The sequence below is a fragment of the Mesorhizobium sp. IMUNJ 23033 genome (genome assembly GCF_044778005.1).
Lineage (GTDB): Bacteria > Pseudomonadota > Alphaproteobacteria > Rhizobiales > Rhizobiaceae > Mesorhizobium > Mesorhizobium amorphae_A.
In genome coordinates this window covers 515368-537676 of the sequence record NZ_JBJACT010000001.1, presented here as the reverse complement: position 1 = coordinate 537676, position 22309 = coordinate 515368, and the positions used below count along the sequence as shown (strand labels likewise).

The window sequence follows — 22309 nt, the reverse complement described above, 5'->3', positions numbered from 1 at the left end:
GTCGACGGTTTTGGGCGGATGGGCCCCGACCGCGCTTGAGCTTGGACCGCCGCAATGGCATCAGGGAGCTCAATTCGGAGAGAGTTCAGCATGAGCAAAGCGAAGGAAGTCATCGTCATCGGCGCCGGCATCATCGGCGCCTCCATTGCCTGGCATCTGGCCAAGGCCGGAGCGCGGGTGACGGTGATCGCAGATAGCGGCGCCGGCGGTGTCGCTACACCGAATTCCTTTGCCTGGATCAATGCAAGCTGGGGCAATCCGGAGATCTATTTCCGGCTGCGCACCTTCGCGATGGCCGAATGGACGCGGCTGGCAAGGGACCTGCCCGGCCTGCCGCTCGCCTGGTGCGGCAGCCTGTGCTGGGACATGCCGGTGGACAGGCTGGAAGCCCATGCCGCCGAGCATTCGTCCTGGGGCTATGGCGTCGAGCGTATCGGCCGCGAACAAGCGGCGCGCATCGAACCCAATCTCGTAGAGCCTCCCGACTTCGCCCTCCATGTCGCCGAGGAAGGCGCGGCCGAACCGGTCGCCACCGCGAAAGCGCTGCTGGCCGATGCCGAACGATGCGGCGCGAGAATGATGGTCGGAGCCGTCACCGCCCTGGTGCGTAGCAATGGCAAGGTCACCGGCGTGGAGATTTCGGGGCAACGGATTGCCGCGGACGAGGTGGTGATCGCTGCCGGCGCCGGTGCTCCGGCCATCGCCGCGACGACCGGGATCAACCTGCCGATCGAAACGCCGGCCGGCCTGATCGTCCACTCGCGCCCGTACAAAAAGCTGCTCAACGGCCTGGTGATGGGCGAGCCGCTGCATATTCGCCAGACGCTGGAGGGCCGCATCATTGCCGGTTCCGATTTCGGCGGCGGCGATCCGGGCCTGAACCCCGAAGCCACCGCACGCGATCTGTTCGCGACGGCGAAGAGCATGCTGCGCGGCGCCGACGGGCTGGAGCTGGATTTCCACACGATCGGTTACCGGCCAACGCCTATCGACGGTTTTCCAATCATCGGCCGCGCCGACGGTGTCGACGGCCTCTATATCGCGGTCATGCATTCCGGCATCACGCTGGCGCCGGCTGTCGGTCTGTTTGCCACCCGCGAAATTCTCGACGGCGAGCGCGATCCGCTGCTTGCCCCCTATGGAGTGGAGCGCTTCGGTCAATAATTGGGCGGGCGGCGAAAGCCGCCGGTGAGCGGTTCTATTGCCTTGGCGATTCCGAGCAGCCGCGATTCCGACCAGCGCTTGCCGACCAGTTGCAGGCCGATGGGCAGGCCGTCCCGGTCCTGTCCGCACGGCAGCGACAGTGCCGGATGGCCGGAATAGTTGAAGACCGCGCCATAGGCGGGCAGCATCCAGTAACTCTGCTGCTTGCCATCGACCTCGATCGACGTACCCGGTTCGCAATGCGGAAAGGCAGTGCACATGGCGACCGGGCAGAGCAGTGCGTCGCAGGTTTCGAAGAACCGGTCCCAGGCCCGGATCGAGCGGTCGCGGCAGGCGAGCGACTCGAACCAGCGGGAGACAGTCGAAGGCTGCTCGGGCGGTTCCGGCTGCGCTGCCTCCAGCATCATGCCGATCAGTTCGCCGCCCTGTTCCAGATCTTCATGCAGGTCGAGCTTCGGCAGTTTCGCTTCTTCCACGGCAGCGCCCTCGCCCTGCAGTTGGCGGGCAAAGCTTTCGATGGCGGCGCTGATATCGGCGGCCACCGGAAAGCCGTGAAAGGACGGCGCGATGGCGATGCGCAGCGATTTGAGATTGAGCGTCTCCATGGGCTCGACCGGCACCGGCGCAAGGTCGGTGTCGCTTCCGTCCGGTCCGGCGATGATCTGGTAGATCAAAGCCAGGTCCTCGACGGTCCGCGCCAGCGGGCCGAGACAAGACATCAGCCGCACGCTGCGCGCAGCGCCGCCGGGATCGGGAAAGGCGCCGGCCAGCGAGATTCGATGCTCGGTCGGCTTCAGGCCGTAGACGCCGCAGAAGCTGGCAGGCAGGCGGATCGAATCCTGCATGTCGGTGCCGACCTCGAACGGCGTCATGCCCGTTGCGACCGCCGCGGCCGCGCCGCCGCTGGAGCCGCCGGCGGTACGGTCGAGGTTCCACGGGTTGCCGGTGCGGCCGAACAGCGGATTGTCCGACTGCCAATCACCCAGCATGGTCGCGACATTGGTCTTGCCGGTCAGTACGCCGCCGGCGGCCTTAAGCCGCGCGACGACCGGGCTGTCCTGTTTCGCGACATAGTCTGCAAAGGACGGAAAGCCGACCGTGGTCTTCATGCCTGCCGTTTCGTGCGTGTCCTTCAGCGTGAAGGGCACTCCATGCAGCGGGCCGAGGGCGTCGCCGCGCGCCAATACTGCGTCGGCCTCTTTCGCACGCTCGCTGGCCCCTTCCCGGTCGAGAATGACGACCGCGTTGACCGCTCCGTTGTGCCGGTCGATCTGCGCCAGATGCACCTCCAGCGCTTCGACGGCGGAGATCTTTCGTGCGGCGATCGCGGTGGCGAGGTCGATAGTCGAGGAAAAGGCGGGGTCCATGACGAATGCTCCGGCTTGCTGGCGACGCCTGACCCATCAAATGGCGGGCTGCGGCGCGGCTTCAAGCCAAGTTCAGCATGGGAGGGCGTTGCGGCGCTTGATTGGGATTGCGCTGGATCCGTCGAGGTGGACGCGCTACGCCGGCGTGGCCACAATTTGCAATTAGATGACGAGTGCCAGCTTGGCCGACGCGGGCGCGAAGGCACGAATGGCCATGCCATCGCTGCCGATGGTGACGAAGCTCGATGGCGGGATCGCCTGCCAGTCGCCGCCGTCGCGGTCGAAGGGCTCCGACACGATGCAGCGGCCGCCACCCTTGCGGAAGACGGACGTGTAGAGCGTCGGCGCGTGGGCGTCGGTCGCGTAGCGCACGGCGTAGAGCGCCTGCCCATCCGAAAAGGCGGCGGTGAGCCTCAAAGCCGGCTCAAGACCGGCGCGGTAAGAGGCTTCGATGACGCGGCTGGTGGCACGCGACACTGCCCCTTGCGGATCCGCCGAAAGACCCTCGTCGATCATCAAGAGAAAAAAGAGTTCGGAATCGGTGGTGCCCTCGCGCTGGTCGAAAACGGCGTCGGAGAGCGAATTCTCCAGCGCGCGGCGGATCTTTTCGAAGCCGCCGATCTGGCCGTTGTGCATGAACGACCACTGGCCGGAGATGAACGGGTGGCAATTCATGCGACTGGTGGCGCCGCCGGTCGAGGCGCGCACATGGGCGAGGAACAGGCCGGATTTGATCTGCCGGCACAGGCTCTTCAGGTTGGGATCCGACCAGGCCGGCAGGATGTCGCGATAGAGGCCGGGCTCGGACCGGTCACCATACCAGGCGAGACCAAAGCCGTCGCCATTGGTCGGCGACTTGGCTTCCTGGGCGCAGTGGCTCTGGGCGATCAGCGAGTGGCAGGGCGCCGTGACGATGTCTTCGAGGAAGACCGCTTCACCAAAATAGGCCGCCCACCGGCACATCGCTTCTACCGTCCGTTATGCGCGGTCCATCAGAGCCGCCGGCTCCTTGGTCGCGTGCGAGCCTCTGTTGTGCGTCCGTTCGTAGAGTTCGCGGACGATTCGGCTTGCCGTAGTCTCGAACAGAAACGGCAAGAAAGCGTGAACGAGGGCGGCCCCCGCAGCCATCGACAGGCGCGAGCAGAACCACGCGGCAAAGGCCATATGGCTGAAATAGCTCTCGCCCACCTTGGCCGGGTGCGATGTAAAGAGCTTCGAAAGCTGCGTCATGGTGATCCTTCCTGCCGGGATAAGCCCCGATGCTGGGTATCCTGCCACGAGGCAAAGGTTCATTGGTCTCAATTTGTCCTTGTCATGGCGTACAATTTGGGACATTCATCCCAACATGTCGCGGGAAATCGATGAAATAGACCGAAGATTGCTGGCCGAGCTGCAACGTGACGGCACGCTGTCGGTCGACCAGCTCTCGGAAAGAGTGTCACTGTCGCGCAATGCCTGCTGGCGACGGGTCAAAAGGCTGGAAGAGGACGGCGTCATCACCGGGCGAGTGGCGCTGGTCGATGCCGACAGGGTTGGACTGGGGCTATCGGTGTTCATCCTGATCCGCACCTCCAACCACGATCCCGACTGGCTGCACAAATTCCGGGCCGCGGTGACCGGCTTTCCCGAGATCACCGGCGTCTACCGCATGTCCGGCGATCTCGACTACGTGCTGCGCGCCCGAGTCGCCGACGTGAAGGCCTATGATCGGCTCTACCAGCGGCTGATCGCCAAGGTGCCGCTGTCCGACGTCTCGGCCTCTTTCGTCATGGAAGAGATCAAGGAAACGACGGTCGTGCCTGTGGAACTGCGCTGAAACGGAACCGTCGCAAAAGAAAGGCGTTGATAGCCTTGCGGCCGAGTTGACCGAATCGGGATTCGTGCCGATAGGAATGGCTTTATGCGCGCAGCCCTTTGTCCCACTTCCGTCATCGGCCCCTCCGTCGGTTTCGTCAGGTTACCCCATGGCGAAGGCCTGCCGCTTCCAGCCTATGAAAGCGCGGGCGCAGCCGGCATGGATCTGCGCGCTGCGGTGCCGGACGACCGTCCGTTGCTGATCCTGCCCGGAAAACGCGCTTTGGTGCCGACCGGGCTGATCCTGGAAATTCCGGAGGGCATGGAAGGTCAGGTTCGGCCACGTTCGGGCCTTGCCTTCAAGCATGGACTTACTGTCCTCAATTCACCGGGCACGGTCGACAGCGACTATCGCGGCGAGGTGAAGGTGCTGCTGATCAACCTCGGCGCCGAGGACTTTGCCGTGACGCGCGGCATGCGGATTGCCCAGATCGTCTTTGCGGCGGTGACCCAGGTGGCGATCGAGGAGCGCTCGCTCGCCGGCGGTACAGCGCGCGACTCTGGCGGATTCGGATCGACCGGCACCGCTTAATGGGAACACCTAAACTCGTCATTTTCGACTGCGACGGGATCTTGGTCGATACCGAGAACCTTGCCAATCAGCGCCTCGCCGAATGGCTGAGCGCCGCCGGTTTCACAACCACCCTCGAATACTGCCGCAAGCATTTCTCCGGCCGCAGCATGGTCTCGGTGCAGCAGGAGGTCGAGGCGACCGGCGTGAGCCTCGGCGCCGATTTCGTCGAGCGCTGGAATGCAGGCTTGCCGGACCTGTTCGCGCATGGTGTCGAGGCTATCCCTTATGTGCGCGAGTTCATCGAGAAAGTCCGGGCGGCCGGCATCGACTACTGCGTCGCCTCTTCGGCGCGGGTGTCGAAGATGCACATCACACTTGGCCAGACCGGGCTGCTGCCGCTGTTCGAGCACGCCATGTTCTCTTCGACCATGGTCGGGCGCGGCAAGCCGTTTCCGGACCTGTTCCTCCATGCCGCGAAGACGATGGGCTTCGCGCCCGCCGACTGCATCGTCATCGAGGACAGCGTCGCCGGGACCGAGGCCGGTATAGCCGCAGGCATGCGCGTTTTTTCCTATCACGCCGATCCGTACTCCGATCCAGACGGCCTGGCCGAGGCCGGCGGCATCCTGTTCGACGACATGCGCGAACTAGCCGGCCTGGTGCCGATCCACTGAGCTGATTTCGGCCAGCGGACCTTGCTGTATGCCTCGTTTGTCCGTGCTAGCTTGATGCCCGCCAGCCCGGGGCCACACATGAACCTTTTGCTTCGCTTTGTCCTTTTCTGCCTGTTGCTGCCTTGCCTTGGGGCGACGGCGGGTGCGCAAGGCGTCAGCTTTCCCGATCTGGGTACTGCCCTGCCCGGCCAGCAGGATGTCACCTATCTCGACCTTGCCAGAATGGCCATTCCGGATCTGAAGAAAGGTACGGACGGCTTTTATGACGGCACCTTGCCGATCGAGATGCGCCACATCGAGGGACCGAATAGCGGTGGCTCGCCGCCGCCGACATCGAGCTTCCCCAACGCCGCCGTGCTCGACATCAAGACCGGCGGCAAGGACCGGCTGACGATGCTGTTGGACCTCGGCGACTCTCCCGACAGCGCCGAAGGCTTTGCGGTGCTGGCACTCTACGATCTCAGCGGCAAACCGAAACTGCTCGACGCCGTCAATGTCGCCGTCGACAGGAGCAGCTATTTCCGTGAACCGAACAGACTTTCGCTCGGCGCCGGCGACGATGCCGTCATCACCATGAGCACGCATTTCAACTCGAACCAGGGCTATGTCGGCACAGCACTGATCATGGTCCGCGACGGCCGCTTCCAGCTGATCGACATGATCTACACGTTCGATGAAAATGTCTGCGCCTACAGGCGCACGCAAAACCTGGCCTTTCAGACAAGTGGCGACAATCAACCCTATGCGGCGATCAAAGTGACGGTCACCGACGCCACCGTGCCCGGCGAGGAGGATTGCGGGGAAGCTCGGTCGGAGGCTTCCTCGCACGATATCTCGGTCACCTATAACTGGGACAAGATGGTGTCGCGCTACGTGAAGGACTCCGACGCGTTCGAGCGTTTGTCAGCAGAGAACGCCAAACGCTTCTGAGCCAAACGCATTCGTTTGCCCGGCGGAAACCGGCACGATAGACTCCGCCTCACAATTCCGTATCTGAAGGAAGTCTCCATGGACAAGGGCAAGATCTTTCGCGACCTGCATGCCTCGACCTTCGTCATGCCCAACCCCTGGGATGTCGGCACGACGAAGCTTCTCGCCTCGTTCGGCTTCAACGCGCTGGCGACGACCAGCGCCGGCTTTGCCTTCTCGCGTGGCCTGCCTGACGGCGCGGTGACGTTCGACACCATGATCCACCATTGCCGCGAGGTGACTGCGGCGACCAGCCTGCCGGTCTCGGCCGATCTCGAGCGCGGCAAGGGCGACAGCGCCGAGCGTGCGGCCGAAACCATCTTCGCGGCCGAAGCCGCCGGCCTTGCCGGCTGCTCGATCGAGGACCACACCGGCGATCCCGACAAGCCGATCTACGATTTTTCGCACGCGGTCGAGCGCGTCGCTGCAGCGGTCGAGGCGGCGCGGGCGCTGAAGCGCGATTTCGTCTTCACGGCGCGGGCCGAGAATTTCCTGTGGGGCCGGAACGACATCGACGACACGATCAAGCGGCTGCAGGCTTTCGAGAAAGCCGGCGCCGACGTGCTCTACGCGCCCGGCCTCGGCGATATCGAGACGGTGCGCACCGTGTGCTCGGCGGTGAGCAAGCCGATCAATGTCATGGCGCGGCCGGGCTTCACCGTCGCCGACCTTGCCCAGGCAGGCGTCAAGCGGATCTCGCTCGGGCCGTGGCTGACCAATTTCGCCTTCGGCATGTTGGAGACGGCGGCGCGCGAGATCCAGGAGGAAGGCACTTTCGGCTTCACCCGATCCGCCATGCCGTTCGGCAAGCTGCAGGCGCTGTTTGGCAAGTCCGGCGAATGACGCCTACCGTCGTCGACGTGGCGGCGAGCCGCTGAGGATATTTCACCGGCGGCTTTCGCGTGCCGAGACCGCCTTGTGGAGATGCACCATGATGGCGGCCGCGAAGAGCGGCGTCACAAGGTTGAGCAAGGGCACGGCGAGGAAGGCGGCGATGACCAGCCCGGCGAGAAACACCGTGCCGGCATACTTTCTGCGCAGTCCCTTGGCCTCCTCCTCCGGGCGAAAGCGCATGGCGGCGAATTCGAAGAACTCGCGCCCGAGCAGGTAGCCGTTTACGATGAAGAAGGCGGCTATGTTGATGCCCGGCACCAAAAGCAGCAGCAAGGCGACGATGTTGCCGAGGATGACGACGCCGAAGAATTTTATCGACAGCACCAGCGAGCGCAGCGCCGGCACGGCGCGTCCGGCCGGATCGCCGGGATAGTCGGTGCGCTCGACCACTTCGGCGACATCATCGAGGAACAGGCCGGCAATGATCGCCGTCACCGGTGCAATGAGCAACGCCATCCCGAACGCAAGAGCGATGGCGGCGATGATGCCGCTCAGCCATCCGGCCCAGGACGGCAGGTCGGGCAACAGCGTCTCGACCCACGGCAGGGCCAGCCAATCGACAAGACCCGTCAGACCGAACCACAGCGCGACCAGCGCCAGCAGGGTCAGCCCGAGCGTCTTCAGGAAAACCGCTCGGAATTCGGGAGAGAACAGCTGACTGGCAGCGGCGCGGGCAGCGTCAAGGATCACGGCGTTTCCACCCCCTGGGACAAAACGGACATCTCCGAGATAGGCGGAGACCCGACAGGCCACAAGAGCGACTTGCCTACCCGGCAAGTGCTGCCTTGCGGGCCGGGATGGTCATGGCCGCCACGCCGGCGACGACAAAACCCATGCCGAGCCAGGCCGTCGGGCCGAGGCTCTCGCCGAGGAAGAGCGCGCCGATGCCGACGCCGATCGGCACGCGCAGATAGGCCTGCGACGTCGTGCCGACCGAACCCAGCGTGTGGATGAGGCGGAAAAAGATCGAGAAGGCGAGTGCGGTGGAAAAGACCGACAGTCCAAGCAGCGCAAGGACTGACGCGGTCGAGGGCGAAAGCGTCCAGGGCCGGTCGAAAATGAGACTCAGAGGGATGAGGATTGCCGTGCCGCAGATCATCGAGCCGGCGGCGGGCAGCATCGGGTCGAGTCCCCTGAAGTTGCGCCCGAAAATAGCTGCACCCGCGTAGCTGACGGTGGCGGCGATGACGGCAAGCTGCGCCCAGAGCTGATGGCCAAGGCCGCCCAGCGCTTGCGCGCCGACGATGAGACATATGCCGGCGATGCCCGCGCCGACGCCGACCAGCTTGCGCAGCGTCACCGGTTCGTGGCGGGTGATCAGCGCCGTCAGCAGGAAGGTGAAGATCGGCGAGGTCGCGTTGAGGATGGTGGCAAGGCCGGCATCGATGGAGCGTTCGGCGGCGGCAATCAGCGTGAATGGGACAACGCTGTTCAGGCAGGCCTGGAACATGAACCGGCGCCAGGTCACCGCATCCCTCGGCATGGCGAGGCCGCGCCAGCGGATGAGCGCGAGCAGGATGCCGCCGGCGATCAAAGTCCGCCCTGCGATGAAGGTCACCGGCGGGATCGTCTCGACGCCGACCTTGATGAAGGAGTAGGACGCACCCCAGAGCACGGCCAGCACACCGAGCAGGGCCAGTTCGGTGGTCATGTTGGTCTTTTCGGGCATTGCCGGGTCGCGCCTCGGAAACTTCGATCGGTCCCGCTTCTAGCTCAAGAAGAAACGAAAATGCTTCGATCTGGATGCAACCATAGCTGCCACGGTCACAGCTGCCATGGTCCAGTTCGATCCGACGGCTACCGCAGCGAAGTGCCAAATGGCAGCCACAGGTCGGCGTCGCGGAAGACAATGCCGATTTTCGGGGTAGGCAAAGCGGCGGCAACTCCAGAGCCTGATCCAGCCCGATTGAATCGGGCTGGGGTCTCTATTTTTTGTTTGACCATGATCTTGTCCGAAAACCGGGTTCCACTTTTCGGGATCATGGTCTAGACCCGCGCGCGGCCGGCATGGCAGAAAGCCGGTGGTTGTTGGCGGAGATATTGATGCCGGACTATGACGTGCTTTGCATCGGCAATGCCATTGTCGACATCATCGCCCAGTGCGACGAGGCGTTCCTTGAGACCAACGGCATCATCAAGGGGGCGATGAACCTGATCGACACCAGGCGCGCCGAGCTGCTCTACAGCCGCATGGGCCCGGCGATCGAGGCGTCCGGCGGCAGCGCCGGCAACACGGCGGCGGGCATTGCCAGCTTCGGCGGCCGCGCCGCCTTCTTCGGCAAGGTGTCCAACGACCCGCTCGGCGAAATCTACACCCATGACATCCAGGCCCAGGGCGTCGCCTTCGATACCAAACCCCTCGAAGGCGAACCTCCGACGGCACGCTCGATGATCTTCGTCACGCCGGACGGCGAGCGCTCGATGAACACCTATCTCGGCGCCTGCGTCGAGCTCGGCCCGGAGGACGTCGAGGCCGACAAGGCCTCGGGCGCTGCGGTCACCTATTTCGAGGGCTATCTGTGGGACCCGCCGCGCGCCAAGGAGGCGATCAGGCAGACCGCGCGGCTGGCTCATGCTGCCGGGCGCGAAGTGTCGATGACGCTGTCGGATTCCTTTTGCGTCGACCGCTACCGTGACGAGTTCCTCGACCTGATGCGCTCGGGCACCGTCGACATCGTCTTCGCCAACAGCCACGAGATCAAGTCCCTCTACCAGACCGCTTCCTTTGAGGAGGCGCTGGCCGCGATCCGCAAGGACTGCAAGATCGCCGCCGTCACCCGCTCGGAAAAGGGCTCGGTCATCGTGCGCGGCGACGAGACCGTCATCATCGAGGCGACGACGATCAAGGACCTGGTCGACACCACCGGCGCCGGCGACCTCTACGCCGCCGGTTTCCTCTACGGCTACACGACGGGACGCAGCCTGAAGGACTGCGGGGACCTCGGCTCGCTGGCGGCCGGGCTGGTCATCCAGCAGCTCGGGCCGAGGCCGCGGCAGAATTTGCGCCGCGAAGCCGAGCAGGCGGGGCTGCTATAGTCTCGCAGCGTCACCCTTGACGGGCATCCAAAAGACGCCGCCTGTCGCGTGCCTGTCATGGAGCGCACATAGACGCAACCGAGGCGTTTCGCGACTGACATTTCGGGACGCCCGCAGCCAGTCGGCGCCCCGCTCAGGCGGTCCGGCGATGCTTGCTGGCCGCAGGCTCCAGGTCGGCGGTGACCAGCCGGTCGCGGCCGTTTTTCTTGCCGACATACATCAGCCGGTCGGCAAGCGCGACCAGAGCGTCGCCGTCGCCGGCTTCGGATGGATAGATGGCGACGCCGATGGTGCAGCTGACCTGGATGTCGCCGTTCGGCGCCGGAACCTTGATGCGAAGCCGTTCCAGGACGCGTTCGGCGACGCGCACGGCCTTTTGCCTTGCCTGGTCCGCTTGCCCCGAAAACAGCAAGGCGAACTCGTCGCCACCGAGCCGCGCCACGAAATCATCGCTGCGCAGGACGGATCGAAGGTGGTTCGACACGCGCTGCAGCAGCGCGTCGCCGGCCTCGTGGCCGAGCGTGTCGTTGACCTCCTTGAACTGGTCGAGATCGATGAACAGGAGACCGGCCGTCTGGCCGTTACCGGCGCAGCGGGCGACCACCGATTTGAGCTCGTTGTGGAAGGCGCGCCGGTTGGGCAGGTCGGTCAACAGATCGTGGTTGGCCGAATGGTCGCTCTGCTGCTTGGCCAGCTCGATCTCACGCTTTTGCGCGGAGAGCTCCTCATTGGCGACCTTCAGATCCTGCAGCAGCTGGGCGTTGAGGTCCTCGACAACCTTGCGGTCGCTGATGTCGACGACGAACCCTTCCAGGAATTCGAGTTCGCCGGCATCGTCCCAGACGCCGCCGCCGATCTCGCGGACCCAGAGCGGTTCGCCGACCTTGGGCACGATGCGATAGTCGACGTTCCAGTTGCGGCGCGCCTCAAGCGCGGCGTCGACGGCGGCATAGACCGAGGCAAGATCGTCCGGGTGGATGGCCGAGACATAGTCGCGCACGGCGTTGTGCACGAAATCCGTGGGCGGATAGCCGCTGACGGTGAAAATACCGTCGCTGATATAGAGCATGGTGTAGGATTGATCGTTGCGGCAGCGGTAGAGATAACCGTCCATGCGGCCGGTGATGCTGAGCAGCGCGTCGAGCCGCTCGTCGTGGTAGGCCCCGTGGCCGACCGCTGATACAGAAACCCCGTCATGCTTCATGGCCGCACCCCCGTTTGGCGGTCTGAGCGCGCCGCACATGCCGTTACGGCAAGTCGGCAAAGAGGTTCCCTATATCAGCTGGATATTATCAATCTCTTATGGGTCCGATGGCATTTCGGGCTTTGCTTCACGCGAAAAGCGTTCGCGGGCTCACCGTTGCCTTTTCGCCTCGTTGTGCGGATCGTTCGTCAGGCTGCCCTCCGCTATGGCTTCGGGCCTTGCCTCACTCGAAAAGCCAAATCGTTGCCTTTTGGTCCGCTGCGCGGACCGTTCGTCAAGCCCCCGCCGTATACGCTGCGATCGCCGCCATGTTGACGATGTCTGAGTCCTTGGCATTCAGCGAAACGATCTGGACCGGCTTGTTGAGGCCGACCAGTAGCGGGCCGATGACGGTCGAGCCGCCAAGCTCTTGCAGCATCTTGGTCGAGATCGAGGCCGAGTGGAACGCGGGCATGATCAGCACATTGGCCGGGCCAGTCAGGCGGATGAACGGATATTGCGCCATGGCGCGGGCATTGAGCGCCACGTCGGCGGCCATCTCGCCGTCATATTCGAAATCGACGCGGCGCTTGTCGAGGATGCGCACCGCTTCCTGGACGCGCTCGGAGCGCTCGCCCTGCGGATGGCCGAAGGTGGAGTAGGCGAGCATGGCAAGCCTCGGCTCGTAGCCCATGCGGCGGGCGAAGCCGGCTGCCTCCTCGGCGATGTCGGCGATCTGCTCGGCATTGGGCATATCGTGCACGGCAGTGTCGGCGACCAGCACCGTCCTGCCCCGCGCCAGCACGATCGACACGCCGATGACTCGGTGCCCAGGCTTGGCGTCGATGATGCGGCGGATGTCGTCGAGCGCCGTGGAATAGTTGCGGGTGACGCCGGTGACGATGCCGTCAGCATCGCCCAGCGCCACCATGCAGGCGGCGAAGTGGTTGCGGTCGTTGTTGATCAGGCGCTGGCAGTCGCGGAACAGGAAGCCTTTGCGCTGCATGCGTTCGTAGAGATAGTCGGTGTAGATGCCGTTGCGGCGCGACAGCCTGGCGTTGATAATCTCAATGCCTTGCTTGTTGAGTTCGATGCCGGCGTGCTTGGCGTTCTCCTTGATGACGTCGTCGCGGCCAAGCAGGATGGCGGTGCCGAGCTTCTGGTTCACATAGGAGACGGCGGCGCGCATGACTTGCTCCTCCTCGCCCTCGGCGAAGACGATGCGCTTGGGCTGGCGACGCACGCGGTCGTAGATGCGCTGCAGCGTCGAGGCGATCGGGTCGCGGCGGGCCGACAGTTCCTGCGCGTAGCGGTCGAGGTCGAGGATCGGCTTGCGGGCGACGCCCGACTCCATCGCAGCCTTTGCCACCGCAAGCGGGATGGCCGCAATCAGGCGCGGGTCGAACGGCACCGGGATGATGTAGTTAGGGCCGAATTTCGGCCGGTTGCCCTGATAGGCGGCGGCGACGTCGTCCGGCACGTCCTTGCGCGCCAGTTCGGCCAGCGCCCGTGCCGCGGCGATCTTCATCTCGTCATTGATGGTGGTGGCCCTGACATCCAGCGCACCGCGGAAGATGTAGGGGAAGCCCAGCACGTTGTTGACCTGGTTCGGATAGTCCGAGCGCCCGGTGGCCATGATGGCATCGGTGCGGATCTCGGCCACTTCTTCCGGCGTGATCTCCGGATCAGGATTGGCCATGGCGAAGATGATCGGGTTCTTGGCCATCGACTGCACCATCTTGGTGGTCAGCGCACCCTTGGCGGAAAGGCCGAGGAAAACGTCGGCGCCGTCCAGTGCCTCGGCCAGGCTGCGCGCCTCGGTCTTGACGGCATGCGCCGACTTCCACTGGTTCATGCCTTCGGTGCGGCCCTGGAAGACCACGCCCTTGGTGTCGCACAGGATGATGTTTTCGGGCGCAAAACCCATCGCCTTCATCAGCTCGATGCAGGCGATGCCGGCCGCACCGGCGCCGTTGCAGACCATCTTCGTGGTCTTCATGTCGCGGCCAGTGATCTCCAGCGCGTTGATCAGGCCGGCGGCCGAGATGATAGCGGTGCCGTGCTGGTCGTCATGAAAGACCGGAATGTCCATCAGTTCGCGCAGGCGCTGCTCGATGATGAAGCATTCCGGCGCCTTGATGTCCTCGAGGTTGATGCCGCCGAAGGACGGGCCGAGGAAGCGCACGCAGTTGATGAACTCGTCGGCATCCTCGGTATCGACTTCGAGGTCGATGGAATCGACATCGGCGAAGCGCTTGAACAGCACCGCCTTGCCTTCCATCACCGGCTTGGAGGCGAGCGCGCCGAGATTGCCGAGGCCGAGGATGGCGGTGCCGTTGGAGATGACGGCGACCATGTTGCCGCGCGTCGTGTAGTCGAAGGCGCGGCTCGGGTCCTCGGCGATGGCGCGCACCGGAACGGCGACGCCCGGCGAATAGGCGAGGCTGAGATCGCGCTGCGTCGCCATCGGCTTGGTGGCGACGATCTCCAGCTTACCCGGGCGGCCCATGGCGTGGAATTCCAGCGCCTCCTGCGCGCTGACGGAGGGACCGCTGTTTTCGGTTTTCCTGGCCATGATGCTCTTGATTTCCTCGCCGGTGCGGCACCCTTGAGATGGACGCCATGTTTTTGTGAGCTTCCGGATTAAGGCCACACGAGGACGCTGTAAACCGCCAAGCGATCTGGAAAAGCGCTTCTGGCACCTCACGGGCTGTTGGCGGTCCGGCGTCGGCAACAGCGGATGCAGCCGCTTCTTCCCCTGCTTTTCGAGCCGCCGGCATTAAACCGCGCCATCACATCTGCTAGCGTGCCGACATGAACATGCACACGCCAACCGAGCCCGACGCCCCAGAGGCGATGACGCCTGCGCCCGCCACCGCGCCAGCCGGCGCCACGCCGATGATGGAGCAGTATATCGAGATCAAGGCGGCGAACCCGGATTCGCTGCTGTTCTACCGCATGGGCGATTTCTACGAGCTGTTCTTCGACGACGCCGAGAAGGCGAGCCGGGCGCTGGGCATCGTGCTGACCAAGCGCGGCAAGCATCAGGGCCATGACATCCCTATGTGCGGCGTGCCTGTGCATGCGGCCGACGACTATCTGCAGAAGCTGATCGGCCAGGGATTCCGCGTCGCCGTCTGCGAGCAGATCGAGGATCCGGCGGAAGCCAAGAAGCGCGGCGGCAAATCGGTGGTGCGACGCGACGTGGTGCGCCTGGTGACGCCCGGCACCATCACCGAGGACAAATTGCTGGCGCCGTCGGAATCGAGTTTCCTGATGGCGCTGGGGCGCGTGAAGGGCGGGGCGGAGCATTCCTTCGCGCTGGCCTGGATCGAGATCTCGACCGGCGTCTTCCGCGTTGCCGAAACCACCGCCGACCGGCTTCTGGCCGACGTGTTCCGGGTCGATCCGCGCGAGTTGATCGTCGCCGAACCGGTATTCTACGACCCTGAGCTGAAGCCGGTGTTCGACGTCATCGGTCGCGTCGCCAGTCCGCAGCCGCCATCACTGTTCGATTCGGCCTCGGCGGCGGGGCGCATCGCCCGCTTCTTCGAGGTGGCGACGCCGGACAGTTTCGGCACGTTCTCCCGCGCCGAGCTGTCGGCGATCTCCGGCACTATTGCCTATGTCGAGAAGACGCAGAAGGCCGAGCGGCCGCCGCTGTCGCGGCCCGAACGCGAGGAGCAGGGCTCGACGCTATTCATCGACCCGGCGACGCGCGGCAATCTGGAGCTGCTGCGCACTTTGTCGGGTAGCCGCGACGGCTCGCTGTTCAAGGCGATCGACCGCACGGTGACCGGCGGCGGCGCAAGGCTTCTGGCCGACCGGCTGATGGCGCCGCTGACCGACCCGGCGGCGATCGGCGCCAGGCTAGATTCGGTGTCGTTCTTCCGTGCGGAGACGCGGCTCTGCCAGGCGGTGCGGACGAACCTGAAGAGCGTCGCCGACATGCCGCGCGCGCTGTCCCGGCTGGCGCTCAACCGCGGCGGCCCGCGCGACCTCGGCGCGCTGCGCGCCGGCTTCGAGGCGGCGGGCGCCATCGCCGAGATCTTTGCCGCGACCGCCCTGCCCCAGGAATTGGCGGCATCGCTCACCGCCATCAAGGCGTTGCCGCGCACGCTCTCAGAGCATCTCAGCCAGGCACTCAGCGAGGAGCTGCCGCTGCTCAAGCGCGACGGCGGCTTCGTGCGCGGCGGCTATCATGCCGAGCTCGACGAGATGCGGGCACTGCGCGACGAATCGCGCAAAGTGATCGCCGGGCTGGAGCGCTCGCTGATCGATGAGACCGGCATCCGTTCGCTGAAGATCCGGCACAACAATGTGCTCGGCTACTACATCGAGGTGACCGCCAATCACCATTCGATCATGACCGGCAGCGACGGCGCCAAGGCGCGCTTCATCCACCGCCAGACCATGGCCAACGCCATGCGGTTTACGACAACGGAGCTCGCCGAACTCGAGACAAAAATCGCCAACGCCGCCGACCGGGCACTGAGCATCGAGTTGGCCACTTTCGACAGGCTGACGGCGGAGGTGGTCGGCGAAGCAGACAGCATCCGCGCCGGCGCCGAGGCGCTTGCCGTGATCGATGTGTCGGCGGCGCTGGCGCTCCTCTCGGAAAGTGAGGCCTGGTGCCGTCCGGTGGTGGATTTCAGCCTCGCCTTCGATATCTCCGGCGGCCGGCATCCGGTGGTCGAACAGGCGTTGCGGCGCTCGGGCGAAGGCCCGTTCGTCGCCAATGATTGCGACCTGTCGCCGGAAGGCAGCGCGAAGAACGGCGCGATCTGGCTGCTGACCGGCCCCAACATGGGCGGCAAATCGACCTTCCTGCGGCAGAACGCGCTGATCGCCATCCTGGCCCAGACAGGCTCCTTCGTGCCGGCGCAAAGTGCCCATATCGGCGTCGTCGACCGGCTGTTCTCGCGTGTCGGCGCTTCGGACGACCTGGCGCGCGGGCGTTCGACTTTCATGGTCGAGATGGTCGAGACGGCTGCGATCCTCAACCAAGCGGGCGAACGGGCGCTGGTGATTCTCGATGAAATCGGCCGCGGCACCGCCACGTTCGACGGCCTGTCGATCGCCTGGGCGGCGGTCGAATATCTGCACGAGAAGAACCGCTGCCGGGCGATCTTCGCCACCCATTTCCACGAGATGACGGCGCTGGCCGGCAAGCTGCCGCGACTGCACAACGTCACCATGCGGGTCAAGGAATGGGAAGGCGACGTGGTCTTCCTGCACGAAGTCGGCAAAGGTGCCGCCGACCGCTCCTACGGCGTCCAGGTGGCGCGGCTCGCCGGCCTGCCGGAAGCCGTGGTCGGGCGGGCGAAGGAAGTGCTGCACCAGTTGGAGGAAGGCGACGTTTCGGGCAAGGCCAACCGGCTGGTCGACGACCTGCCGCTGTTTTCGGTGGCCGTGAAGCGCGAAGCACCGAAGCCGGTGAAGAACGATGCACTGGGCGAGGCGCTCGGTGCGATCAATCCCGATGAAATGACGCCGCGCGAGGCGCTGGAGGCGCTGTACCGGCTGAAGGGGATGGCGGGGAAGTAGCCCGCGACCGCTCGCGTCGCTCAGATCATCTCCAGCCCGCGCTTGCGCGTCGGCGGCGGGAAGGCGCGGTCGAGGTCGGCGATATCTTCAGAACTCAGCCTGAAGTCGAGCGCGGCGGCGTTCTGGCGCACATGCTCCTGCCTCGTTGCTTTCGGGATGGCGATGACGCCTGGCTGTGCCATCACCCAGGCAAGCGCGATCTGCGCCGGGGTGGCATTGTGGCGGGCGGCGATGGCCTCGAGCCTGGTGTTGCGCGCCAAGGCGCCCTGCTCGACCGGCGAATGGCCATCAGCGGAATGCCGCGTTGCCGGCTCCACGGCGCGAGGTCGAATTCGAGGCCGCGCCGCGACAGATTGTAGAGCACCTGGTTGGTCTGAACATCGCCGCCGGCAGGCAGGCCGACCAGTTCCTCCATCTCGTCGGTGTCGAAATTGCTGACGCCCCAGTGGCGGATCTTGCCGGCCTTTTTCAGCGCCTCAAACGCCTCGACCGTCTCCGCCAAAGGCACGCTGCCCGGCCAATGCAAGAGATAGAGATCGATGCGGTCGGTCGCGAGGCGTTTCAGGCTGCTCTCGCAGGCCCGCTGCACGCCGGCGCGAGAGGCGTTGGACGGCAGCACCTTGGAGACCAGGAAGGTGTTGTCGCGGCGCCCGGCAATGGCCTCCGCCACCACCTCCTCGGCGCCGCCGCTGGCATACATTTCGGCGGTGTCGATGAGGGTAATGCCGAGATCCAGCCCTAGCTTGAGCGCGGCAACCTCATCGGCACGGCGACGTGCATCCTCGCCCATTTTCCAGGTACCCTGGCCGAGCACGGCAACGGCTTCGCCCGAGGGCAGCGTGGTGGTTCTGATCGTTGACGGCATGGCGTGCTCCACTTGGTGCCGGATCGCAGCACAGGCGAGCCGGGAAATCCAGACGAAAGTCCTGTCCGAACGTTCGCGGTTACGCCTGCCGCTACTTCACCGGATGGGCGGCGAGCCAGGCCTGCATCTCTTTGATCTCGGCTTCCTGCGCGGCGATAACCCCCTCGGCCAGCTTGCGGATTTCAGGGTCCTTGCCGTTGGCAAGCTCGACCTTGGCCATGTCGATCGCGCCCTGATGATGCGGGATCATGCCGCGGACGAAATCGACATCGGCATTGCCGGTACTTTCGATCGCCATCATGTCGGCGTGCATCTTGTCCATCGCCGCCTTGTAGCCGGCGGTCGAAGGGTTTTCCGCGCCCATCGCCATGCCGGACATGTCGTGCTTCATCTCCTCCGATTGTGCAGGAACGCTTTCAAGGAACACCGCGAGCAGCATTCCCGCCGCCATCAGCAAAAGCACAATCTTCTTGGCCAAATTCATCCGTGATCTCCTGTTGAATGGAACGTCGTATTTGGGAGTTTTGCTCAGAGTTTCAACGTTCTCAGCCGCAACGCGTTGCCGATGACCGAGACCGAGGACAGGCTCATCGCCGCCGCCGCCAGCATCGGCGACAAAAGCGCGCCGGTGAGCGGATAGAGCACGCCGGCCGCGACCGGCACGCCGAGCACATTGTAGAGGAAGGCGAAAAACAGGTTCTGGCGGATGTTGCGGATCGTCGCCTGGGCGAGCGTGCGGGCGCGCACGATGCCGTTGAGGTCGCCCTTGACCAGCGTGATCCCGGCGCTTTCGACCGCGACGTCGGCGCCGGTGCCCATGGCGATGCCGACATCGGCGACAGCGAGTGCAGGCGCATCGTTGACGCCGTCGCCGGCCATAGCGACACCGGCGCCTTTAGAGCGCAAATCCTCGACAAGGGCCGCCTTATGTTCCGGCAGCAGGCCAGCGCGAACCTCGTCGATGCCGAGTTTTTCAGCGATGGCCTTGGCCGTGCGCTCATTGTCGCCGGTCGCCATGATGATCCTCAAGCCCCTGTCATGCAGTGCCTTGATCGCCTCCGCTGTCGTCGCCTTGACCGGATCGGCGACGGCGACGATGCCCGCCAGCCTTTTGCCCACGGCAACGAACATCACCGTCTTGCCGTCCGTTTGCAGCGCCGTTGCCTGTTCACCGAGCGGCGCGGTGTCGATGCCGAGATCGGCCATCATCGCCGCGTTGCCGAGCGCAACCTTGCTACCTGACACCGTGCCGAAAACACCCTTGCCGGTGACCGCCTCGAAATCGCTGGCGTCAGCGACCTTCAGGCCCCGTTCGCCGGCACCGTCGACGATGGCTTCGGCCAGCGGATGCTCCGAGCCCTTTTCGAGGGCGGCGGCGAGCGCCAGCAATTCATTCTCGGCCATGCCTTGGGCGGCGACGACATCGGTCAATCGCGGCCGGCCCTCGGTCAAGGTGCCGGTCTTGTCGACGATTAGCGTGTCGACGGAGGCGAAGCGTTCGAGCGCCGCCGCCTCCTTGATCAGCACGCCGGCATGGGCGCCGCGTCCGGTCGCGGTCATGATCGACATCGGCGTCGCCAGGCCGAGCGCGCAGGGACAGGCGATGATCAGCACCGACACCGCCGAGACGATGGCGAAGATCAGGCTCGGCTCGGGACCGATGATTGCCCAGGCGACGAAGGCGATGATCGCGACCAGCACGACGCCCGGCACGAAATAGAAGGAGACGCGATCGGCCAGCCCCTGGATCGGCGCGCGTGAACGCTGTGCCTTGGCGACGAGCTCGACGATGCGCGCCAGCGTCGTCTCGGCGCCGACCTTGTCGGCACGCATGATCAGCGCCCCGTTCTTGTTGAGCGTGCCGCCGGTCAAGGCATCGCCTTCGGTCTTTTCGACCGGCAGCGGCTCGCCAGATATCATCGATTCGTCGACCGAGGAGCGGCCTTCGAGCACGGTGCCATCGACCGGCACGGCATCACCGGGGCGGATGCGCAGCCGGTCGCCGGCCTTGACCGTGTCGAGCGGCACGTCGGTCTCGGAGCCGTCCGCGCCAATCAGCCTGGCCGCCTTCGGTGCAAGGTCGAGCAAGGCGCGGATTGCTGAGCCGGTCTTTTCACGGGCGCGCAGTTCGAGAACCTGGCCGAGGAACACCAGTGCGACGATGACGGCGGCGGCCTCGAAATAGACCGGGACAGTACCGCCATGGCCGCGGAACTGATGCGGAAAGATATCCGGGAACAGCGTGGCGCCGGCGCTGTAGAGGTAGGCAGCGCCGACGCCGAGAGAAATCAGCGTCCACATGTTGGGGCTGCGGTTCAAGACCGACTGCCAACCGCGATGGAAGAAGGGGAATGCCGCCCACAGCACCACCGGGCTCGCCAGCGCCAGTTCCAGCCAGGTCTTCGTCCAATCGTCGACGAGGCTCTCGAAGCTCAGGCCGAGCATCGGCGCCATGGCGATGATCAGCAAGGGCAGGGACAGCACTGCGCTGACCCAGAAGCGCCTGGTGAAATCCACCAGTTCCGGGTTCGGCCCCTCGTCGCCGGTCGGCACGCCCATCGGCTCCAGCGCCATGCCGCAGATCGGGCAGGCGCCGGGCTTGTCGCGGACGATTTCGGGATGCATCGGGCAGGTGTATTGCGTGCCTTTCGGCATCGCCTGCGGCTCAGGCCTATCGCCGAGATATTTCGCCGGCTCCGCCTCGAATTTCGCCTTGCAACCGGCCGAGCAGAAATAGAAACCCTGGCCCTCGTGACGCAAAAAGTGCTTGGCGATGGCGCGGTCGACGCCCATGCCACACACCGGATCGGTGGCCGTCAGGTATTTTTCCAGCTCGGCGACGAATTTCGCACGGCAGCGCTCGCTGCAGAAATGGCGAACCTGGCCGCCATGCTCGGCCATCGGCTTTCCGGCGGCCGGATCGACGGTCATGCCGCAGACCGGATCGCGGATGACGGCTTCGGCGCCAGGCGCAACACCTTTGGCGGAGCAGCAGCCGCCGGCGTGCGCGTGGTGAGTATGGTCGGAATGGGCCATCCGAAATGCCTCTTATGTCTCGATCTGGTGCGGAGGTAGGGCTTCCAGTAACTGGAAGGTCAAGAGCCGTTTCGACTTTTCGTGTCGAGGCGCGGTCGGCGAAAAAATACCGCACGCGATTGCGCCCATATGCTATGGACGCCCACTTCCCGCAATCGCATCGATCCCCGCTCCAAATGAAGTGTCTGGTCATCAACCTCGATCGGTCCCGGGACCGGCTTGCCCACATGACGGCGGAACTGGCCCGCATCGGTGTAGCGTTTGAACGGGTCGCGGCGATCGATGCATGCAATCCATCTGAGATGGCCGCGGCAGCGCCATACAGGAATTCCTTTCCGTCGAACTTGTCCGATGCCGAGATCGCCTGCTTTTTGAGCCACATTGCATGTTGGCGCATCGTTGCTGAAAGCAATGATGCCTACGCCGCAATCCTTGAAGACGACGTGCTGATTTCAGCCGTGGCCCGCCCATTGTTTGCCGACAGCGACTGGATTCCGGCCGATGCCGACATCGTCAAGCTGGAGACAGTCTTCAGCAAGACCTCTGTCTCCAGAATCCACACTTCCGTCGGTTACGGCCATTCCGTGTCCAGGCTCCTGGGGGCGCATCTCGGCACTGCGGGCTATATCGTTTCGAAACGGGCCGCGCGCGATCTTATCGAGGCAACATATGAGCTCGCCGCTCAGGTCGATTGCGTGATGTTCGATCCCGGCTTCCAGACATCGTGGCGCAAGACAACATATCAGCTCATACCGGCGCTGTGCATGCAGACCCAGTTCCTGAGCGATGACGAAGCCGTGCTGCCGAGCCAGATTATTGATGCGACACCCAGGGCGCCGGCGACGCCTGCGAGCGAAAAACGAAAGAGGTCTACTCCCGAAAAAGTCCTGACCGAGGTCAAACGGATATGGCACCAAGCCAGCAAAGTTTTCCAGCTGGAGCGGGAAATGATCATTCCGTTCCGCTATCATGGCAAAAGTGTCCGTCCGCCCCGTCCTGGGCATCGTTTGAAGGCGCTGTAGATAGTCACGTTTTTTTCATGCCGCGGCCAGGCCGCCATTCGATTCGAATCCATCCCGCTCTATTGACGCGGCGCCTGCAGGGCCAGTTCCTGGCAGGCGCTGCTGTCCGGCTGCCGAGCCTGCTCGGGCAGGATCGCGACGATCAGCTCGCCACGAGCGGCATGGACAGAAAACGCAAGAAGTC

18 protein-coding genes and 1 pseudogene are annotated in these 22309 nt (G+C 64.6%); 9 read left to right on the top strand and 10 right to left on the bottom strand.

Annotation, left to right across the window (positions count from 1 at the left end):
- Nucleotides 1-90 precede the first annotated feature (90 nt).
- A complete protein-coding gene (locus tag ACFX5Q_RS02545) occupies nt 91-1164 on the top strand; it encodes an NAD(P)/FAD-dependent oxidoreductase (RefSeq protein WP_404275111.1) in 1074 nt (357 codons plus the stop codon).
- On the opposite strand, the gene ACFX5Q_RS02540 is transcribed toward ACFX5Q_RS02545, so the two are convergent.
- The 3 genes from ACFX5Q_RS02540 to ACFX5Q_RS02530 form a co-directional block, all read right to left on the bottom strand.
- Complete coding sequence (locus ACFX5Q_RS02540; RefSeq protein WP_404275109.1) at nt 1158-2531, bottom strand: amidase; 1374 nt, start codon at nt 2529-2531, stop codon at nt 1158-1160. The genes ACFX5Q_RS02545 and ACFX5Q_RS02540 overlap by 7 nt on opposite strands.
- A 162-nt stretch (nt 2532-2693) precedes the next feature.
- Nucleotides 2694-3494, bottom strand: coding sequence for a class II glutamine amidotransferase (locus ACFX5Q_RS02535; RefSeq protein ID WP_404275107.1), 801 nt, complete (start codon nt 3492-3494; stop codon nt 2694-2696).
- A 15-nt stretch (nt 3495-3509) separates the two neighbouring features.
- Entirely contained in the window at nt 3510-3761 is a 252-nt protein-coding gene (locus ACFX5Q_RS02530; protein ID WP_006206866.1) for a DUF6356 family protein, read from the bottom strand.
- Nucleotides 3762-3876: 115 nt separating this feature from the next.
- Between ACFX5Q_RS02530 and ACFX5Q_RS02525 the strand changes: the two genes are divergently transcribed.
- From ACFX5Q_RS02525 to ACFX5Q_RS02505, 5 genes are all read left to right on the top strand, one after another.
- Nucleotides 3877-4347 (top strand): Lrp/AsnC family transcriptional regulator, encoded by a 471-nt coding sequence (locus ACFX5Q_RS02525; RefSeq protein ID WP_404275105.1) that lies wholly within the window; start codon nt 3877-3879, stop codon nt 4345-4347.
- An 84-nt stretch (nt 4348-4431) separates the two neighbouring features.
- Nucleotides 4432-4917, top strand: coding sequence for a dUTP diphosphatase (gene dut / locus ACFX5Q_RS02520; RefSeq protein WP_404275103.1), 486 nt, complete (start codon nt 4432-4434; stop codon nt 4915-4917).
- Complete coding sequence (locus ACFX5Q_RS02515) at nt 4917-5573, top strand: HAD family phosphatase (protein ID WP_192178110.1); 657 nt, start codon at nt 4917-4919, stop codon at nt 5571-5573. The genes dut and ACFX5Q_RS02515 overlap by 1 nt, the downstream gene beginning before the upstream one ends.
- Before the next feature lie 78 nt (nt 5574-5651).
- Nucleotides 5652-6503 carry a hypothetical protein gene (locus tag ACFX5Q_RS02510; RefSeq protein ID WP_404275102.1) on the top strand — a complete coding sequence of 284 codons (852 nt, stop codon included), beginning with the start codon at nt 5652-5654 and terminating at the stop codon, nt 6501-6503.
- Between the two features lie 78 nt (nt 6504-6581).
- A complete protein-coding gene (locus ACFX5Q_RS02505) occupies nt 6582-7385 on the top strand; it encodes an isocitrate lyase/phosphoenolpyruvate mutase family protein (RefSeq protein ID WP_404275100.1) in 804 nt (267 codons plus the stop codon).
- Nucleotides 7386-7427: 42 nt separating this feature from the next.
- Here the strand turns inward: ACFX5Q_RS02505 and ACFX5Q_RS02500 are convergent, their stop codons facing one another.
- Complete coding sequence (locus tag ACFX5Q_RS02500; protein ID WP_404275098.1) at nt 7428-8126, bottom strand: sulfate transporter family protein; 699 nt, start codon at nt 8124-8126, stop codon at nt 7428-7430.
- 76 nt (nt 8127-8202) lie between these two features.
- Complete coding sequence (locus ACFX5Q_RS02495) at nt 8203-9105, bottom strand: DMT family transporter (protein ID WP_404275096.1); 903 nt, start codon at nt 9103-9105, stop codon at nt 8203-8205.
- A 374-nt stretch (nt 9106-9479) separates the two neighbouring features.
- Here ACFX5Q_RS02495 and ACFX5Q_RS02490 point away from each other — a divergent pair, with 374 nt between their 5' ends.
- Nucleotides 9480-10472, top strand: coding sequence for an adenosine kinase (locus ACFX5Q_RS02490; protein WP_404275094.1), 993 nt, complete (start codon nt 9480-9482; stop codon nt 10470-10472).
- A gap of 133 nt (nt 10473-10605) precedes the next feature.
- On the opposite strand, the gene ACFX5Q_RS02485 is transcribed toward ACFX5Q_RS02490, so the two are convergent.
- Both ACFX5Q_RS02485 and ACFX5Q_RS02480 read right to left on the bottom strand, forming a co-directional pair.
- Entirely contained in the window at nt 10606-11676 is a 1071-nt protein-coding gene (locus ACFX5Q_RS02485; RefSeq protein WP_404275092.1) for a sensor domain-containing diguanylate cyclase, read from the bottom strand.
- 274 nt (nt 11677-11950) lie between these two features.
- Nucleotides 11951-14230: an NADP-dependent malic enzyme gene (locus tag ACFX5Q_RS02480; RefSeq protein WP_404275090.1), complete on the bottom strand. Its 2280-nt coding sequence runs from the start codon at nt 14228-14230 to the stop codon at nt 11951-11953.
- Between the two features lie 239 nt (nt 14231-14469).
- On the opposite strand from ACFX5Q_RS02480, the gene mutS reads away from it, so the two are divergent.
- Complete coding sequence (mutS, locus tag ACFX5Q_RS02475) at nt 14470-17202, top strand: DNA mismatch repair protein MutS (RefSeq protein ID WP_404275088.1); 2733 nt, start codon at nt 14470-14472, stop codon at nt 17200-17202.
- 20 nt (nt 17203-17222) lie between these two features.
- Here the strand turns inward: mutS and ACFX5Q_RS02470 are convergent.
- From ACFX5Q_RS02470 to ACFX5Q_RS02460, 3 genes and pseudogenes are all read right to left on the bottom strand, one after another.
- Nucleotides 17223-18067, bottom strand: a pseudogene (locus tag ACFX5Q_RS02470) (aldo/keto reductase).
- A 91-nt stretch (nt 18068-18158) separates the two neighbouring features.
- Nucleotides 18159-18551 (bottom strand): DUF305 domain-containing protein, encoded by a 393-nt coding sequence (locus ACFX5Q_RS02465; RefSeq protein ID WP_006206881.1) that lies wholly within the window; start codon nt 18549-18551, stop codon nt 18159-18161.
- Nucleotides 18552-18595: 44 nt separating this feature from the next.
- A complete protein-coding gene (locus ACFX5Q_RS02460) occupies nt 18596-21103 on the bottom strand; it encodes a heavy metal translocating P-type ATPase (RefSeq protein ID WP_404275087.1) in 2508 nt (835 codons plus the stop codon).
- A 227-nt stretch (nt 21104-21330) separates the two neighbouring features.
- Between ACFX5Q_RS02460 and ACFX5Q_RS02455 the strand changes: the two genes are divergently transcribed.
- Complete coding sequence (locus ACFX5Q_RS02455) at nt 21331-22125, top strand: glycosyltransferase family 25 protein (RefSeq protein WP_404275086.1); 795 nt, start codon at nt 21331-21333, stop codon at nt 22123-22125.
- The last annotated feature ends 184 nt before the right edge of the window (nt 22126-22309 follow it).

Bases quoted from the DNA above. Each gene is read 5' to 3' on its own strand.
- ACFX5Q_RS02485 (WP_404275092.1), bottom strand. From the start codon at position 11,676: ATGAAGCATGACGGGGTTTCTGTATCAGCGGTCGGCCACGGGGCCTAC.
- ACFX5Q_RS02480 (WP_404275090.1), bottom strand. From the start codon at position 14,230: ATGGCCAGGAAAACCGAAAACAGCGGTCCCTCCGTCAGCGCGCAGGAG.
- ACFX5Q_RS02540 (WP_404275109.1), bottom strand. From the start codon at position 2,531: ATGGACCCCGCCTTTTCCTCGACTATCGACCTCGCCACCGCGATCGCC.
- ACFX5Q_RS02460 (WP_404275087.1), bottom strand. From the start codon at position 21,103: ATGGCCCATTCCGACCATACTCACCACGCGCACGCCGGCGGCTGCTGC.
- dut (WP_404275103.1), top strand. From the start codon at position 4,432: ATGCGCGCAGCCCTTTGTCCCACTTCCGTCATCGGCCCCTCCGTCGGT.
- ACFX5Q_RS02510 (WP_404275102.1), top strand. From the start codon at position 5,652: ATGAACCTTTTGCTTCGCTTTGTCCTTTTCTGCCTGTTGCTGCCTTGC.
- ACFX5Q_RS02495 (WP_404275096.1), bottom strand. From the start codon at position 9,105: ATGCCCGAAAAGACCAACATGACCACCGAACTGGCCCTGCTCGGTGTG.
- mutS (WP_404275088.1), top strand. From the start codon at position 14,470: ATGAACATGCACACGCCAACCGAGCCCGACGCCCCAGAGGCGATGACG.
- ACFX5Q_RS02490 (WP_404275094.1), top strand. From the start codon at position 9,480: ATGCCGGACTATGACGTGCTTTGCATCGGCAATGCCATTGTCGACATC.
- ACFX5Q_RS02525 (WP_404275105.1), top strand. From the start codon at position 3,877: ATGTCGCGGGAAATCGATGAAATAGACCGAAGATTGCTGGCCGAGCTG.
- ACFX5Q_RS02505 (WP_404275100.1), top strand. From the start codon at position 6,582: ATGGACAAGGGCAAGATCTTTCGCGACCTGCATGCCTCGACCTTCGTC.
- ACFX5Q_RS02535 (WP_404275107.1), bottom strand. From the start codon at position 3,494: ATGTGCCGGTGGGCGGCCTATTTTGGTGAAGCGGTCTTCCTCGAAGAC.
- ACFX5Q_RS02530 (WP_006206866.1), bottom strand. From the start codon at position 3,761: ATGACGCAGCTTTCGAAGCTCTTTACATCGCACCCGGCCAAGGTGGGC.
- ACFX5Q_RS02455 (WP_404275086.1), top strand. From the start codon at position 21,331: ATGACGGCGGAACTGGCCCGCATCGGTGTAGCGTTTGAACGGGTCGCG.
- ACFX5Q_RS02545 (WP_404275111.1), top strand. From the start codon at position 91: ATGAGCAAAGCGAAGGAAGTCATCGTCATCGGCGCCGGCATCATCGGC.
- ACFX5Q_RS02515 (WP_192178110.1), top strand. From the start codon at position 4,917: ATGGGAACACCTAAACTCGTCATTTTCGACTGCGACGGGATCTTGGTC.
- ACFX5Q_RS02465 (WP_006206881.1), bottom strand. From the start codon at position 18,551: ATGAATTTGGCCAAGAAGATTGTGCTTTTGCTGATGGCGGCGGGAATG.